Origin of the sequence: Roseateles sp., from assembly GCF_965229315.1 — a bacterium.
In the GTDB taxonomy this organism is placed as follows: Bacteria; Pseudomonadota; Gammaproteobacteria; order Burkholderiales; family Burkholderiaceae_C; genus Pelomonas.
The window spans coordinates 392,634-406,710 of record NZ_CBDDJA010000002.1 but is presented as its reverse complement, the minus strand read 5'-3'; the positions used below and the strand labels follow the sequence as shown (position 1 = coordinate 406,710).

General features: G+C 69.8%; 12 protein-coding genes. 5 read left to right on the top strand and 7 right to left on the bottom strand.

What is annotated here, in order from left to right; translation table 11 throughout:
• Positions 1-58: 58 nt before the first annotated feature.
• Positions 59-967 carry a choice-of-anchor A family protein gene (locus ACO07H_RS06595; protein WP_422012364.1) on the top strand — a complete coding sequence of 303 codons (909 nt, stop codon included), beginning with the start codon at positions 59-61 and terminating at the stop codon, positions 965-967.
• A gap of 10 nt (positions 968-977) precedes the next feature.
• On the opposite strand, the gene sppA is transcribed toward ACO07H_RS06595, so the two are convergent.
• From sppA to ACO07H_RS06575, 4 genes are read right to left on the bottom strand one after another with little or no spacing between them, the layout of a single operon-like run.
• Positions 978-1,976 carry a signal peptide peptidase SppA gene (sppA, locus tag ACO07H_RS06590; RefSeq protein ID WP_422012362.1) on the bottom strand — a complete coding sequence of 333 codons (999 nt, stop codon included), beginning with the start codon at positions 1,974-1,976 and terminating at the stop codon, positions 978-980.
• Position 1,977: 1 nt separating this feature from the next.
• Positions 1,978-2,364 (bottom strand): Rieske (2Fe-2S) protein, encoded by a 387-nt coding sequence (locus ACO07H_RS06585; protein ID WP_422012360.1) that lies wholly within the window; start codon positions 2,362-2,364, stop codon positions 1,978-1,980.
• Entirely contained in the window at positions 2,357-3,016 is a 660-nt protein-coding gene (locus ACO07H_RS06580; RefSeq protein WP_422012358.1) for an HAD family hydrolase, read from the bottom strand. Before ACO07H_RS06580 ends, ACO07H_RS06585 begins: the two co-directional genes overlap by 8 nt.
• A gap of 10 nt (positions 3,017-3,026) precedes the next feature.
• On the bottom strand, positions 3,027-4,037 hold the full coding sequence (locus ACO07H_RS06575; protein ID WP_422012356.1) for an RluA family pseudouridine synthase: 1,011 nt from the start codon (positions 4,035-4,037) through the stop codon (positions 3,027-3,029).
• A gap of 610 nt (positions 4,038-4,647) precedes the next feature.
• Between ACO07H_RS06575 and ACO07H_RS06570 the strand changes: the two genes are divergently transcribed.
• From ACO07H_RS06570 to ACO07H_RS06555, 4 genes are all read left to right on the top strand, one after another.
• The gene (locus tag ACO07H_RS06570; protein ID WP_422012354.1) at positions 4,648-7,623 is read left to right on the top strand and encodes an Rne/Rng family ribonuclease; all 2,976 of its coding nucleotides are present in this window, start codon (positions 4,648-4,650) and stop codon (positions 7,621-7,623) included.
• A gap of 79 nt (positions 7,624-7,702) precedes the next feature.
• Positions 7,703-9,244 carry an oligopeptide:H+ symporter gene (locus ACO07H_RS06565; protein WP_422012352.1) on the top strand — a complete coding sequence of 514 codons (1,542 nt, stop codon included), beginning with the start codon at positions 7,703-7,705 and terminating at the stop codon, positions 9,242-9,244.
• Between the two features lie 113 nt (positions 9,245-9,357).
• The gene (locus ACO07H_RS06560; RefSeq protein WP_422012350.1) at positions 9,358-10,380 is read left to right on the top strand and encodes a hypothetical protein; all 1,023 of its coding nucleotides are present in this window, start codon (positions 9,358-9,360) and stop codon (positions 10,378-10,380) included.
• Between the two features lie 40 nt (positions 10,381-10,420).
• Positions 10,421-12,121 carry a hypothetical protein gene (locus ACO07H_RS06555; RefSeq protein WP_422012348.1) on the top strand — a complete coding sequence of 567 codons (1,701 nt, stop codon included), beginning with the start codon at positions 10,421-10,423 and terminating at the stop codon, positions 12,119-12,121.
• A 6-nt stretch (positions 12,122-12,127) separates the two neighbouring features.
• Here ACO07H_RS06555 and acpS read toward each other — a convergent pair whose 3' ends face one another.
• Genes acpS through recO form a run of 3 tightly spaced genes read right to left on the bottom strand, consistent with a single transcriptional unit; the run spans position 12,128 to position 14,021 of the window.
• The gene (gene acpS / locus ACO07H_RS06550) at positions 12,128-12,523 is read right to left on the bottom strand and encodes a holo-ACP synthase (RefSeq protein ID WP_422012346.1); all 396 of its coding nucleotides are present in this window, start codon (positions 12,521-12,523) and stop codon (positions 12,128-12,130) included.
• On the bottom strand, positions 12,520-13,287 hold the full coding sequence (locus tag ACO07H_RS06545) for a pyridoxine 5'-phosphate synthase (RefSeq protein ID WP_422012344.1): 768 nt from the start codon (positions 13,285-13,287) through the stop codon (positions 12,520-12,522). Before ACO07H_RS06545 ends, acpS begins: the two co-directional genes overlap by 4 nt.
• The gene (gene recO / locus ACO07H_RS06540; protein ID WP_422012342.1) at positions 13,284-14,021 is read right to left on the bottom strand and encodes a DNA repair protein RecO; all 738 of its coding nucleotides are present in this window, start codon (positions 14,019-14,021) and stop codon (positions 13,284-13,286) included. The genes ACO07H_RS06545 and recO overlap by 4 nt, the downstream gene beginning before the upstream one ends.
• Positions 14,022-14,077: the final 56 nt, after the last annotated feature.

The following is a 14,077-nucleotide window of genomic DNA, read 5'->3' as shown; positions in this document are numbered from 1 at the left end:
GTCGCGTTCGAGGATGGCTTCCTAGACTGGCGCCACTGCCATCCCACCACCCTGCTTCATGCGCCGCCTTGCCCTGATCGCCACCCTGTTCGCCGCCTTCTCCGCCCATGCCGGCCCGATCACGCTGGGGCTGGATGCCAGCATGAACCTGCTGGCCTTCGGCAACATGAATGTCAGCAGCAGCGACGTGGAAGGCCGCGTGGCCGTGGGCGGCAACGCCACCATCAGCAACTATTCGATCAACACCAAGACGGGTTCCAGCGCGCTGTACGCGGGCACGGGCCTGACGGTAGGCGGCAACCTCAGCTTCACCAGCGGGTCGATCTGGGGAGGCGTGCAGGTGGGTGGCAGCTACGCGCCGTCGCAGTCGGGCACCGTCAAGGGCGGCGTGCAGTCGGGCACCAGCGTCGACTTCACCGCGGAGCGTGCGCGGCTGGCGCAGCTTTCGCAGGCTTGGGACGCGATGGCCAACACCGGCTCCGTCATCGACCAGTGGGGCACGCTGCATTTCAGCGCGGCCGGCCAGTCGCTGGCAGTGTTCGACATCAACGCCTCGGATCTGGTGAAGAACCTGCAGATCGACGCGCTGGCGCCCGATGCGCAGATCCTCATCAACGTGCACGGCAGCTCGGTCGATTTCGGCAACCATGGCTACACGAACTTCACCAAGGGCCAGGTGATCTTCAACCTGGTGGATGCGGTGAGCGTGTTGCTCAACGGTGGCGTCAATGCGTCGCTGCTGGCGGTCAACGCGACAGTCAATCAGGGCTGGGGCCAGATCAACGGCCAGGTCGTCGTCAACAACTGGAACACCAGCATGCAGGTGAACGACGCGCCCATCCCGGGCACCACCAGCCTGCGCCAGCCGACGCCGTCCGCGCAGACCGTGCCGGAGCCGGGTTCGGTTGCGCTGGTTGGCCTGGCGCTGGCCGCGGGCCTGCTCGTGAGGCGCCGCCGCGCCCGCTGACCAGCGCAGATCAACGAATCGGGGCGATGTCGCGCAGCGCCTTCACGGCACCCGCGCCGACGGCCGCGCCGAAGCGCTTGGCCAGCCGCTCGGCCACGTTGTCCTTGGGCGTGTAGTCGACGATGTCCTCGGCCTTGACGACCTCGCGGGCCACGTAGTCCAGGTTGCCGAAATGGTCTGCCAGGCCCAGCTTGACGGCCTGCTCGCCGTTCCAGAACAGGCCGGAGAACGTCTCCGGCGTTTCCTTCAGCCGCTTGCCGCGGCCTTCGCGCACGACGGCGATGAACTGCTGGTGGATCTGGTCCAGCATCGCCTGCGCATAGGCGCGCTGCTTCGGCAACAGCGGGCTGTACGGGTCCAGCATGCCCTTGTTCTCGCCGGCGGTGATCAGGCGGCGCTCGACGCCGACCTTCTCCATCAGCCCCGTGAAGCCGAAGCCGTCCATCAGCACGCCGATGGAGCCGACGACGGAGGCCTTGTCGACGTAGATCTCGTCGGCTGCAGCGGCGATGTAGTAGGCGCCGGACGCGCACATCTCCTCGACGACCGCGTAGACCGGCTTGTCGTGCAGCGTCTTGAGCCGCTTGATCTCGTCGTAGACGATGCCGGCCTGCACCGGGCTGCCACCGGGGGAGTTGATGCGCAGCACGACGGCCTCGGCGGCGTCGTCGTTGAAGGCGTCCTTCAGCGCGGCCAGCAGCTGCTCGGCGCTGGCCTCGGTGTCGGCCGCGATCTCGCCGCGCACCTCGATGAGGGCCGTGTGCGGCGTGGTGGACGATGGCGCATGGCGCCCCTGCAGCCAGACGCTGTAGACCAGCAGCGCGGCGAGCGCCAGCCAGAACAGGCGCAAGGCCGTGCGCCAGCGCCGCTCGATGCGCCGTTCGCGCAGGAAGTCGCTTGCCAGCTGGGCCAGCACAGACTCCGCAGGCAGCGCTGCCGCACGGGCCGGCGGCGGCACGCCGACGGGGTCTTGCATGGGGGGCGGCAGGTCGTCGTCAGGCTGGCTCATGTCAATCTTCAAAGGGGGGTTGGGTGTCGCGCGTGGGGTGCCAGTAGACCTGCCCGTCCCGCTCGGTCAGCTCGACGCGGGTCAGGCGGCCGCGGGTGCAGGGGCCCATCACGCATTGGCCGGTCAGCGGCTCGTACGCCGCGCCGTGGATGCTGCACATGATGAAACGCTTGTCGCGGTCCAGGAACTCGCCTTCCTGCCAGTCCATCTCGGTGGGCACGTGGGCGCAGCGGTTCAGGTAGGCCACGGCCTGGCCGTCGTAGCGCAACGCGAACGCGCGCACCGGCTCGCGCCACTGGATGACGTCGAAGCCGACGGCCTTGCCGCGTTCAGCCAGCTCGTCGGACGTGCACAGCCGCTGCGGCGCGGCGACCGCTTGCTCACCCATGCTGGATCAGCCAGTCGTGCAGTTCACGCATGGAATGCGCGACGAACAGCGGCTTGAACTCGGCGAAGGTCTCGTGGTCGTGCGCGCCGAAGCTGACCGCCACGCAGGGCGCGCCGGCATTGGCCGCCAGCTGCAGGTCATGCGTCGTGTCGCCGATCATCAGCGTGCGCTCGGGCTCGACGCCGAACTCGCGCATCAGCTCCAACAGCATCTGCGGATGCGGCTTGGAGCGCGTCTCGTCGGCCGTGCGCGTGCCATCGAACATGTGCCCCAGCTCGCTGGACGCGAGCACGCGGTCCAGGCCCGCGCGGTTCTTGCCGGTGGCCACGGCCAGCCAGTGGTGGCGCGCCTTCAGTGCCTGCAGCATGGCGAGGCTGCCCTCGAACAGCGACAGCTCGTGCTCCGAGGCCAGGTAGTGGTGGCGAAAGCGCAGGCTCAGCGCCGGGTAGCGGTCCTCGGCCAGGCCGGGCACGGCATGCTCCAGCGCATCGCGCAGGCCCAGGCCGATGACGTACCTGGCGCGCTCGAACTCGGGCTCAGGCAGGCCGATATCCACGGCCGCGCGCTGGATGCAGCGCGCGATCAACGCGGTGGAGTCGAACAGGGTGCCGTCCCAGTCGAAGGCGATCAGGTCAAAGCGTTGGGGTCTCATGCGGTGACTTCTAGCTTCTCGTCAGCTTCTCACACTCAGGTGGCAGCGGCGCTTCCAGCGCGATCTGCGCCCCGGTGGCAGGGTGGGTGAACTGCAGCCGCCGCGCATGCAGGAACATCCGGTCGAACTTCGCCGGACCGCGCGCCAGATCGCGGTTGCGCTCGAAGTCGCCGTACTTGGGGTCGCCCACGATGGCATGGCCGGCCTGTTGCAGGTGGACACGAATCTGGTGGGTGCGGCCGGTCTTGATGGTCACGTCCAGCAGGCTGAACTGCGGCGTTCTCTGCACGACCTTCACGAGGCTGATGGAGCGCTTGGCGTCTTCCTCGCCGTCCTTGCCCGGGCGCACCCAGCGCTCGCCGTCGCTGCCGACGAATTTCACCAGCGGCACGTCGATGACCTTGAGCTTGGCCGGCCAGTCGCCCCAGACGAGCGCGGCGTAGGTCTTGCCCATGGCCTTGGGACCTTGGCGCTCGCGCAGCTGGTCCTGCAGGTGGACCAGGGCGCTGCGCTTCTTGGCGATCATCAAGAGGCCCGACGTTTCCTTGTCCAGCCGGTGCACCAGCTCCAGGAACTTGGCCGTCGGCCGCGCGCGGCGCAGCGCCTCGATGACGCCGTAGCTGACACCCGAGCCGCCATGCACGGCCACGCCGGCCGGCTTGTCGATGACCAGCAGGTGCTCGTCCTCGAAGATGACCGGGAATTCACGCGCCGGTGCCTCCGGCTGCACTTGGCGCTCGGGCAGGCGCACGGGCGGGATGCGCACCTCGTCGCCGATCTCCAGGCGCGTGTCGGCCTGGGCGCGGCCCTTGTTGACCCGCACCTCGCCAGCGCGGATGACGCGGTAGACATGCGTCTTGGGCACGCCCTTGAGTTCGCGCAGCAGGAAGTTGTCCAGCCGCTGGCCGGCGGAGCCTTCGTCCACCGTGACCCGCCTGACCTCCCGAACTGCGGCAGGTGCCGCGGGCGGGGTTTGCGTGGTGTCAGGCAGCGCTTGGCCTGCCCCTATAATCCTTTTCACCACGTTGCTGTCGTAAGTATTTGATTTGCTTGATTTTAGCGGCGGCAACGTGTGGCTGACGGGCGAAAGCCCTGCAGCCACAGGCGATGCAACGCGAACGACGGCCGGCAGGTTCCCTCCCCGAGTGAGTGAACGGCCCGCTGCCCGACGCGGCAGAGCGATGATCGAAGAACCCGCGAGCCCGCTGCTGACAAGCACCCGGCGCCCGCAGACAACAAGGTTTCCATGGCGACAGAACGCTCTGGCCTCACGGCCGGGCGAGTTGTCACCAGCGTCCAGCAGCCCACGCAGATGAGCATGCCCCTCCCCCCACTCGCACCCCTGCGGCCCCGGCTAGATCCCGGTGTGGCCGCCCTGTCCCGGCCAAGTGCCGGGCGGGTGCGCTCGGGAGCCGGCGGCTCGGCTCGCGTACCAGCTGCTGCGGCGCACGCGCCAACGCCGAGGGCGCACTGACCCCCGGTCAGCCACGCTTTCGGTCCAGGGCGATTCCTTCCTCGGTTCTTCCCTTGTCGCCCGTGCATCTTTAGCCGCCCGGCCTCCTGGCCTGGCGGCACGATGAACGTGCGCGTTTTGCGGCGGCTTTGACCTGCCCGGCGCGCGAGGAGATGACATGAAACGCATGCTGATCAATGCGACGCAGCCGGAAGAGCGGCGCCTCGCGATCGTCGATGGCCAGAAGCTGCTGGACTTCGAGACCGAAATCGAAGGCCGCGAGCAGCGCAAGGGCAACATCTACAAGGCCGTCGTGACGCGCGTCGAGCCGTCGCTCGAAGCCTGTTTCGTCGACTACGGCGAGGACCGCCACGGCTTCCTGCCGTTCAAGGAGATCTCGCGGACCTATTTCCGCGAAGGCGCCGACGTCAAGAACGCGACCATCAAGGACGCGATCCGGGAAGGCCAGGAACTGCTGGTCCAGGTCGAGAAGGAAGAGCGCGGCAACAAGGGCGCGGCGCTGACCACCTTCGTGTCGCTGGCCGGCCGCTACCTCGTGCTGATGCCCAACAACCCGCGCGGCGGTGGCGTGTCGCGCCGCATCGAGGGCGAGGACCGCGAGGAGCTGAAGGAAAACCTCGACCAGCTCGAATACCCCAAGGGCATGTCCCTGATCGCGCGCACCGCCGGCATCGGCCGCACGGCGCCCGAGCTGCAGTGGGACTTGAACTACATGCTCAAGCTCTGGACCGCGATCGACGACGCAGCCAAGGGCGGCAAGGGCGCCTACCTGATCTACCAGGAGAGTAGCCTGGTGATCCGCGCGATCCGCGACTACTTCACGCAGGACATCGGCGAGATCCTGATCGACACCGACGACCTGTACGAGCAGGCCAGCCAGTTCATGAACCACGTGATGCCCGACCAGGGCCATCGCGTGAAGCGCTACCGTGACGACGCGCCGCTGTTCAGCCGCTTCCAGATCGAGCACCAGATCGAGACGGCCTTCAGCCGCACGGTGAACCTGCCCTCGGGCGGCGCCATCGTCATCGACCACACCGAGGCGCTGGTGTCGGTGGACGTCAACTCGGCCCGCTCGACGCGCGGCACCGACATCGAAGAGACCGCCACCCGCACCAACCTTGAGGCGGCCGACGAGATCGCCCGCCAGATGCGCCTGCGCGACCTGGGCGGCCTGATCGTCGTCGACTTCATCGACATGGAGGAGAGCAAGAACCGCCGTGACGTGGAACAGCGCCTGCGCGACGCGCTGCGCCAGGACCGCGCCCGCGTGCAGTTCGCCTCCATCAGCAAGTTCGGCTTGCTCGAAATGAGCCGCCAGCGCCTGCGCCCGGCGCTCAGCGAAGGCAACCACATCACCTGCCCGCGCTGCAACGGCACCGGCCACATCCGCGACACCGAGTCCTCGGCGCTGCAGATCCTGCGCATGGTCCAGGAAGAAGCGCTGAAGGACAACACCGCCGCCGTGCACGTGCAGGTGCCGGTGGAAGTGACCTCGTTCCTGCTGAACGAGAAGCGCACCGAGATCACCAAGATCGAACTCAAGCAGCGCGTGACCGTGCTGCTGGTGCCCAACAAGCACCTCGAAACGCCCAACTACAAGCTGGAGCGCCTGCGCCACGACGATCCGCGCCTGGAGAACCTGCAGGCCAGCTACACGATGATCGAGGAGCCGACCGACGAGGTGGGCATCACGCGCCGTGGCGACGTCGAGAAGAAGAACAAGCAGGAGCCGGTCATCAAGGGCATCCTGCCCGAGCAGCCGGCCCCCATGCCCGTGCCCGCACCCGCACCGGTCGTGGCAGCGCCCGCACCGGCACCGGTGGCGGCACCCGCCCCGGCGCCCGAAGCCAAGGGCTTCTTCAGCCGCCTGTTCAGCTTCTTCGGTGGCGGCGAGCCCGCCCCGGCCCCCGTGCCGGCCGTCCAGGCGCCCGCGCCGGCCGCTGCCGCGACCGACAAGCCCAAGCGCGAAGGTGGCCGTGACGGCCGTGGCCGCGATGGCGGCCGCCGTGGTGAACGCGGCGAGCGCGGTGACCGGGGTGGCGAACGCGGTGAGCCCCGTGGCCAAGGCGGCCGCCGTGACGGCAAGCCGCAGGAAGCCCGTGGCGAACGCGCGGAACGCAGCGAGCGCCCCGAGCGCGGCGACCGCAAGCCACGTGGCGAAGGCGGCGACAAGCCCGAGCAACAGCAGCGCCCCGAGCGGGCGGAACGGGCCGAGCGCGGTGAGCGCCCGGAACGTGGCGAACGCGCTGAGCGCGGTGAGCGCCGCCCCCGTGGCGAGCGCCAGGACCGCCCGCCGGTCGAGACCGTGGCCGCACTGCCGGTGACGGCCCCGTTGAGCGACGAACTCGCCATCAACCACGACGCCCCGCCGGCCTTCGTCGACAGCCAGGCCGAAGCCGGCCTGCCCCCGACCGGCGACGTGCCGGTCGGCGAAGAGCGCCAGGGCCGTGGCCGCCGCCGCCGCCGTGGCGGGCGTGACCGTGACGAACAGGCCGCCGCCGGCAGCGACGGTGCCGTGGAAGCCGGTGCCGACGCACCGGCCGAAGCGACCGCCGATGCCGCAGCCGATGCAGCCCCCGCCGCCGAAGGCGACGACGCCGGTGAAGGCCATGGCCGCGAAAGCCGCCGCCGCGGTGGCCGCAATCGCAACCGCAACCGTTCCGCCGAAAGCCAGGACGGCAGCGTCGACGGCCAGGAAGCCCCGGCCGGTGACGCCGGTGCCGATGCCGCCGGCACCGCCCCCGCCGCACCGGTCCAGAGCTCGCTGATCGAAGACGCGATGGCCAGCGCGGCCACGCCGGCCCAGGCGCCGGTCCGCGCGCCGGCACCCGTGGTTGCCGCGCCCGTGGCCGCACCGGCCCCTGCGCCGGCGGCTGCACCCGCGCCGGTCGTCGAAGCCTTCAAGCTGCCCATGGACGAGCTCAACGGCATCGCTGCTGCGGCCGGCCTGAGCTGGGTCAACTCCGACGCCGACAAGATCGCTGCCGTGCAGGCGGCCATCGCCGCCGAGCCCGCGCCCGCGCCGCTGGGCCGCGAGCCGGCCCCGGTGGTGGTCGTCGACGAGGGCCCGCTGGTGCTGGTCGAGACCCGCAAGGACCTGAGCCAGGTGAAGCTGCCCTTCGAGGCCTGACCCACCGCGCCTGCCCGCCCCTGAACGCCGCCGGCCACAAGCCGCGCGGCGTTTTCCATTCAGCCCGAACGAGGCCTTCATGACGAACACCGCCACCGCGGCCAGCCCCGCGGCCAAGATGCCGCCGCAGATCCCTTACATCATCGGCAACGAGGGCTGCGAGCGCTTCAGCTTCTACGGCATGCGCAACATCCTGACGGTGTTCATGATGACCAGCCTGCTGCTGGCCATCCCGGAGGACCTGCGCAAGGCCGAGGCCAAGGAGGTGTTCCACACCTTCGTCATCGGCGTCTACTTCTTCCCGCTGCTGGGCGGCTGGCTGGCCGACCGCTTCTTCGGCAAGTACCCGACGATCTTCTGGTTCAGCGTCATCTACTGCGCCGGCCACGCCTGCCTGGCCCTATTCGAGAACAACCTGAAGGGCTTCTACTTCGGGCTGTTCCTGATCTCGCTGGGCTCGGGCGGCATCAAGCCGCTGGTGACCAGCTTCGTGGGCGACCAGTTCGACAAGAGCAACCGGTCCCTGGCTCAGAAGGTCTACGACGCCTTCTACTGGATCATCAACTTCGGCAGCTTCTTCGCGTCGCTGCTGATGCCCGTGGTGTTGAAGCAGTACGGGGCGAGCGTCGCCTTCGGCCTGCCGGGCCTGCTGATGTTCGTGGCCACCCTCATCCTGTGGAGCGGCCGCAAGAAGTACGTGCACCAGCCCGCGCGCGGCGCCAACCCACACAGCTTCCTGAAGGTGGTGTGGACGGCGCTCAAGGGTGGTGGCCTTGGCATGGGCGTGGCCGCACTGGGCCTGCTGAGCGCGGCCTTCAGCCTCAGCCAGATGGCCAGCCTGGGCTTCGTCGCCTCGGTGTGCCTGGCGCTGGTGCTGGTGATGGGCTTCGGCGGCGTGGGCGCGTCGCTGCAGCTGGACCGCGCGCGCGGCATTCACCCGGACGAGGCCGTGGACGGCGTTCGGGCCGTGCTGCGCGTGCTGGTGCTGTTCGCCCTGGTCACGCCGTTCTGGTCGTTGTTCGACCAGAAAGCCTCGACCTGGGTGTTGCAGGCCGACCAGATGGCCAAGCCCGCGTGGTTCCAGTCGTCCATGATGCAGGCGCTGAACCCGCTGCTGGTGATGCTCCTCATCCCGTTCAACAACCTGGTGCTCTACCCGCTGCTGCAACGCATGGGGCTGAAGGTGACGGCACTGCGCCGCATGGGCGCCGGCATTGCGCTGGCGGGGGCGGCCTGGATCGTGGCCGGCGTGCTGCAGCTGTGGCTGGACGAAGGCTCGACGGTCAGCATCCTCTGGCAGATGCTGCCGTACGTGCTGCTGACCCTGGGCGAGGTGCTGGTGTCGGCCACCGGCCTGGAGTTCGCCTACAGCCAGGCGCCGCTGGCCATGAAGGGCACCATCATGAGCTTCTGGAACCTGTCGGTGACGGTGGGCAACCTGTGGGTGCTGCTGTCCAACGTCAGCATCAAGAGCCCGGCCGCGCTGGCTGCGATCAAGTCCAGCGGCTACAGCGAGACGGCCTGCCTGATGTTCTTCTTCGCCGGCTTCGCGTTGGTGGCAGCATTGCTGTTCGCGCTGGCGGCGCGGCGGTATCCGATGCAGAACAACTACCGCAACTGACCCGCGACGTTGAAATTACCCGGCCCGGCCACGCGCTGAAACCGCCTGACCGGGCCTACGATGCCGCCCGGCCGCCAGCCTGGGCGGCATCGCCGTTTAGGAGTGGCCCTGTGATGCCCGCGTTCCCGTACCGCCCGTTCCTCGCTGCAGCCCTGCTCGCGCTGAGCCTGGGGGCAACCGCCGCACCCGCCACGCCGGCTGCCGTGGCCTTCGACACCACGCCGCGCGCCGGCCAGCACCAGCGCCAGTCGATGGACATCCAGGCGACCATCAAGATGCGCATCGAGCCGGCGCCCGAGGCCACCGACGAGCAGCGGGCCAAGATCAACCAGGCCGCCGAGAATTTCACGCGCATGGGGCCGATGAAGGTGGCCGTGAAGATGGCGCAGGCGATGAAGGTCGGCCAGCCCGATGCCGTCGGCTGGCTGCCGCTGACGATGACCACCAGCAGCAAGGGCGGCGAGGTGGAAGTGGGCGGCAAGATCCAGCCGCTGCCCCAGAAGGCGCAGGACCTGGCCTTCACCGCGCGCTTCAACCCCAAGGACTTCGCCTTCGAGATCCAGGGCGTGTCAGGCGCGCCCGCGCTCGACGAGTTGCTGCGCAAGCAGGGCAACGCGATGGTCGGCGAGGCCTTGCAGCTCTACAAGGTGCTCGCCCAGAAGCCGCTGCAGGTCGGCGAAAGCGTGGAAGTGCCGATGACGATGGCGCTGCCCATCCCGCTGCCCGGCGGTGCCGGCACGATGCAGAACAAGCTGCGCTACACGCTCGTGCGCATGGACCGCGGCGTGGCGTCTTTCGACATGGCGATGGACATGACCATGGACATCAACGCACCGCTGCCTGCTGCTGCTTCGGCTGCCTCGGCTGCTTCGTCGCCCGCAGCCGCCGCCTCCGCGGCCGACGGCGCCGCCAAGGTCATGGCCATCACGATGGCCGGCACCGGCAAGGGCAGCAGCACGCTGCGCATGGCCGATGGCCTGCCGCTGACCAGCCAGCTCAAGATGGCGCTGACGATCACCATGAAGATGCCCGACAACGGCCTGATGCTGATGGACATGGACATGGACATGCGCGCCAAGGGCGAGTCCCTGGCCAAGCCGGCGCCGGCCCGATCGGCCGCCAAGCGAAAGCCCTGACGCGGCGCGACGAACACGAGGCACGGCAGGGGACGCCACGATGAACAACCCGAGGCACGCGCGCCCCACGGGCGACCCGACGATGGGCAGCGCCACGCCACCGCCGCCGGCTGCCCCCGAGGCCTGGCAACAGCCCGCCGCCCATCCGCGCCGTGGCCCGCCACCGCGCCGGCCGCGCGCGGCCGAGCCGTCGGGGCGCGGCTACTTTGCCTGCCACTGGCATGGCGAGATGAGCCTGGTGCGCGCCTACTGGGTCAACAACCTGCTGGTCGCCCTGCCGCTGGCGATGGCGCTGACGGCGTTGATGAGCTGGATCAGTGTCAAGGGCGAATCACTGCAGCTCAGCGCCATCACGCTGCTGGTCACGTTGCCGCTGCTGCTGGCGCTGGACGTGTGGTGCATCGTCGGCGCCTGGCGCTCCGCCAGCAATTACCTGCACGAGAACGGCTCGCGGCTGTGGGGCTACGGTGCCCGCATCACGCTCGGGCTGGGTGCGCTGCAATTGCTGACCTCGGTGCTGTTCGGCGTGCTGCCCAGCCTGGGCGAGTACTGGCAGATGGCACGCGGCATCGACCCCATCGGGCATGCGAGGTTCAGCTTCTCCAACGATGGCCGCAGCCTGCGCCTGGACGGCACCATCGGCATGGGCGACGCCGGCCGCATGCGCGCGCTGCTGGACAGCGAGGCGGCGCGCGGCCTGCGCCGCATCGAACTGGTGTCGCCCGGCGGGCGCCTGCACGAGGCCGAGTTGATCGCCGCGACGCTGAAGCCCCGCGGCCATGAAGTGCGCGTGGTGGGCGACTGCGCCAGCGCCTGCACCGTCGTGTTCCTGGCCGGCCAGCCGCGGCAGTTGACGCCGGGCGCGCGGCTGGGCTTTCACCGCGCCTCCACCGGCACCTACAACCCGGTCTTCGAGGCACTGGCCAACCAGCAGCTCGCGGCCACCTACCGGGGCCTGGGCCTGCCGCAGCCGCTCATCGACAAGACGCTGGCGACGCCGGCGTCCGGCATCTGGTTTGCGCCGCGCGAGCACCTGCTGTCGCACGGGTTGATCGCACCGATGCCGCAGACGCTGGCGATCCCGTTGCCCGCAGGCAGCGCAGGGCTGGCGGACTTCGACGACGCGCTGCGCATGCACCCGGTGTGGGACGCGCTGGAGCACCGCACTGCCGGCACCATCGCCGCCGTCGCGCAGCGGATGTGGGCCGCGCGCGCGGCCGGCGCCGCCGACGAGGACGTGCAGGCCGCATCGCTCGCGCCGCTGGCGCAGCAGATGCCGGCACTCATTGCCAGCGCCGACGCGGCCTCGCGGCGGCGCTACGTGCAGCTGGTGTCCGAGCAGCTGAAGGCCTTGCAGGCACCCGCCCGCAGCGGCACCGCCGCGGGCGTCAACGCGGCGGCAAGGCCACCGTGCCGCGACCTGCTGGACGGCCGGCTGGACGCGCGCCGCCAACTGCCGCTGGGCCTGCAGATCCGCGAAAGCCAGTGGCTGCTGGACACCGCCAGCAGCGCGCCGCCGCGCTGGCTGCCCAAGCCGCCAAGCGCCATCGAGATCGAGGTGCTGTCCCGCTCGGTGGGGCCGTCCGCGCTGGGCATGCTCGCCCGGCTGTGGGCCGACACGCCCGACACCTCGCGTGCCGGCACGGCGTGCGAGCCGGTCATCGCCATCCTGGACCGCCTGCCGGCCCAGCCGCCTGCGCGGCGCGAGCTGGCCGAGCGGCTGCTGTTCCAGCCGCGCTGAGCCCCCTCAGGGCAGTTGTTCCACGACGACGAAGGCGACGGCGTAGTCCTGCTCGTCGCTGACGGTCACCTGGGCGCGCAGCCGGCGCGCGGCGAACCAGATGGCCAGTTCGCCATGCAGCGCCACCTCGGGCTTGCCGCTGGGCGCCTTGACGACCTCCATCGCACGCCACGTCATCGGCATGCGCATCCCCATGCCGATGGCCTTGGAGAACGCTTCCTTGGCGGCAAAGCGCGTCGCCAGATAGGCCTCGCCCCGCGCGGCGACCTTGACGCGGCGTTCATGGAACACCGCCAGCTCGTGCGGGCCGAGCACCTTCTCGGCGAAGCGGTCGCCCCGCCGCGCCAGCGTCTCGCGGATGCGTCGGATGTCGCAGAGGTCGGTGCCGATGCCGTAAATCACACGTAGGCCGTCGCGATCACTTGTTGATAGGCGCGCACGGTCTCGGCATAGCCCAGCTCCAGCGCGTCGGCGATCAGCGCGTGGCCGATGGACACCTCCTGCACGCCCGGCACGTGGCGCAGGAAGAGGCTGAGGTTGTCGCGGTTCAGGTCGTGGCCGGCGTTGATGCCCAGGCCGGCCTTGAGCGCGGCCTCCGCAGTGGCGGTGAAGCCGGCGAGCACGGCCTCCTGCCGGTCAGTGCCGAAGGCGCTGGCGAAGGTCTCGGTGTAGAGCTCGATGCGGGCGGCGCCCAACTCGGCAACAAGTGCCATCGTTTCGGGATTCGGGTCCATGAAGAGGCTGACGCGCACGCCCAGGTCCTGGGTTTCGCGGATCAACGGCTGCAGCCGCTCGGCATCCTGCGGCAGCGTCCAGCCGTGGTCGGAGGTGAACTGGTCTTCGGCGTCCGGCACGAAGGTGACCTGGTGCGGGCGGTGGCGGCGCACGAAGTCCATCAGGTTCTGCGTCGGGTTGCCTTCGATGTTGAACTCGACGTGCGGCCAGTCCTTCAGGAAGGCGGCGAGGTCATCCACGTCGGCGGCGCGGATGTGGCGCTCGTCGGGCCGCGGGTGCACCGTGATGCCCTGGGCACCCGCCAGCAGGCACTGCTCGGCCGCGCGCAGCACGCTCGGGATGCCCAGGTGGCGCGTGTTGCGCAGCAGCGCGACCTTGTTGACGTTGACCGACAGGGCGCAGCGGGTGCCGGCGTGGGCAAAGGGGTTCATGTGTCGAGGAGGTTCTGGACGTCCACCATCAGCGCGCGGGTGCGCAGCGGCTGGTGGCCCAGATGGTAGTGGAGCAGGCCGCGCAACGTCGTCTTCAGGCCCTGGGGCGCAGCAGCGCAGGCCTGGCGCAGCGCGGCCGGGCTGCCATGCAGCAGCGCGGCCTGCAGCTGGATCAGCAACGCGCCTGGCAGGCTGGCATCGCCCGTGGGCGGGATGACGCCGGACTCGGGCGACAGCTGGTAGCGGCGCGCGGGGTCGATGGCGGTCTGCGTGGTGGTGACGACGCTGAGATCGGGCAGCAGGCCCAGCTCGGCCAGCAGCTTCAGCTCGAAGGCGCGCAGCGCGGTGTCGCCCTCGGCCAGGTGGGTGAGCGCGTCGGCGTAGGCGTCGAAGAGCTGCGGATGCGGGTCGTGGCGGGCCAGCAGCTTCAGCAGCAGCTCGTTCAGGTAGTAGCCGGAGAACAGCGCCGCGCCGGCGGGCATCGTCGCGCCGCCACCCCATTCGGCCGACCTCAGTGTCTGCAGCGTCTGCACGTCGCCGCCGTCGATCTTGGCCGGCTTGGACAGGCTGACGTTGATGCGCTGCAGCGGCAGCAGCACCGCGCGCAGTTGCGAGTACGGGCGCTTGGCGCCCTTGGCCGCCACGGCGATGCGGCCGGATTCGCGGGTGAACAGGTCGACGATGAGGCTGGACTCGCTCCAGTCGTGCTGGTGCAGCACGTACGCGGCCTGCACCGAGGCCGCCCGTGCGGCGGGGACGCCGGCCGCTCCCCCGGGGGGACGCGGGCCGG

Coding starts and splice junctions, on each gene's coding strand:
- ACO07H_RS06595 (WP_422012364.1), top strand. CDS start 59: ATGCGCCGCCTTGCCCTGATCGCCACCCTGTTCGCCGCCTTCTCCGCC.
- sppA (WP_422012362.1), bottom strand. CDS start 1,976: ATGAGCCAGCCTGACGACGACCTGCCGCCCCCCATGCAAGACCCCGTC.
- ACO07H_RS06585 (WP_422012360.1), bottom strand. CDS start 2,364: ATGGGTGAGCAAGCGGTCGCCGCGCCGCAGCGGCTGTGCACGTCCGAC.
- ACO07H_RS06580 (WP_422012358.1), bottom strand. CDS start 3,016: ATGAGACCCCAACGCTTTGACCTGATCGCCTTCGACTGGGACGGCACC.
- ACO07H_RS06570 (WP_422012354.1), top strand. CDS start 4,648: ATGAAACGCATGCTGATCAATGCGACGCAGCCGGAAGAGCGGCGCCTC.
- ACO07H_RS06565 (WP_422012352.1), top strand. CDS start 7,703: ATGACGAACACCGCCACCGCGGCCAGCCCCGCGGCCAAGATGCCGCCG.
- ACO07H_RS06560 (WP_422012350.1), top strand. CDS start 9,358: ATGCCCGCGTTCCCGTACCGCCCGTTCCTCGCTGCAGCCCTGCTCGCG.
- ACO07H_RS06555 (WP_422012348.1), top strand. CDS start 10,421: ATGAACAACCCGAGGCACGCGCGCCCCACGGGCGACCCGACGATGGGC.
- ACO07H_RS06545 (WP_422012344.1), bottom strand. CDS start 13,287: ATGAACCCCTTTGCCCACGCCGGCACCCGCTGCGCCCTGTCGGTCAAC.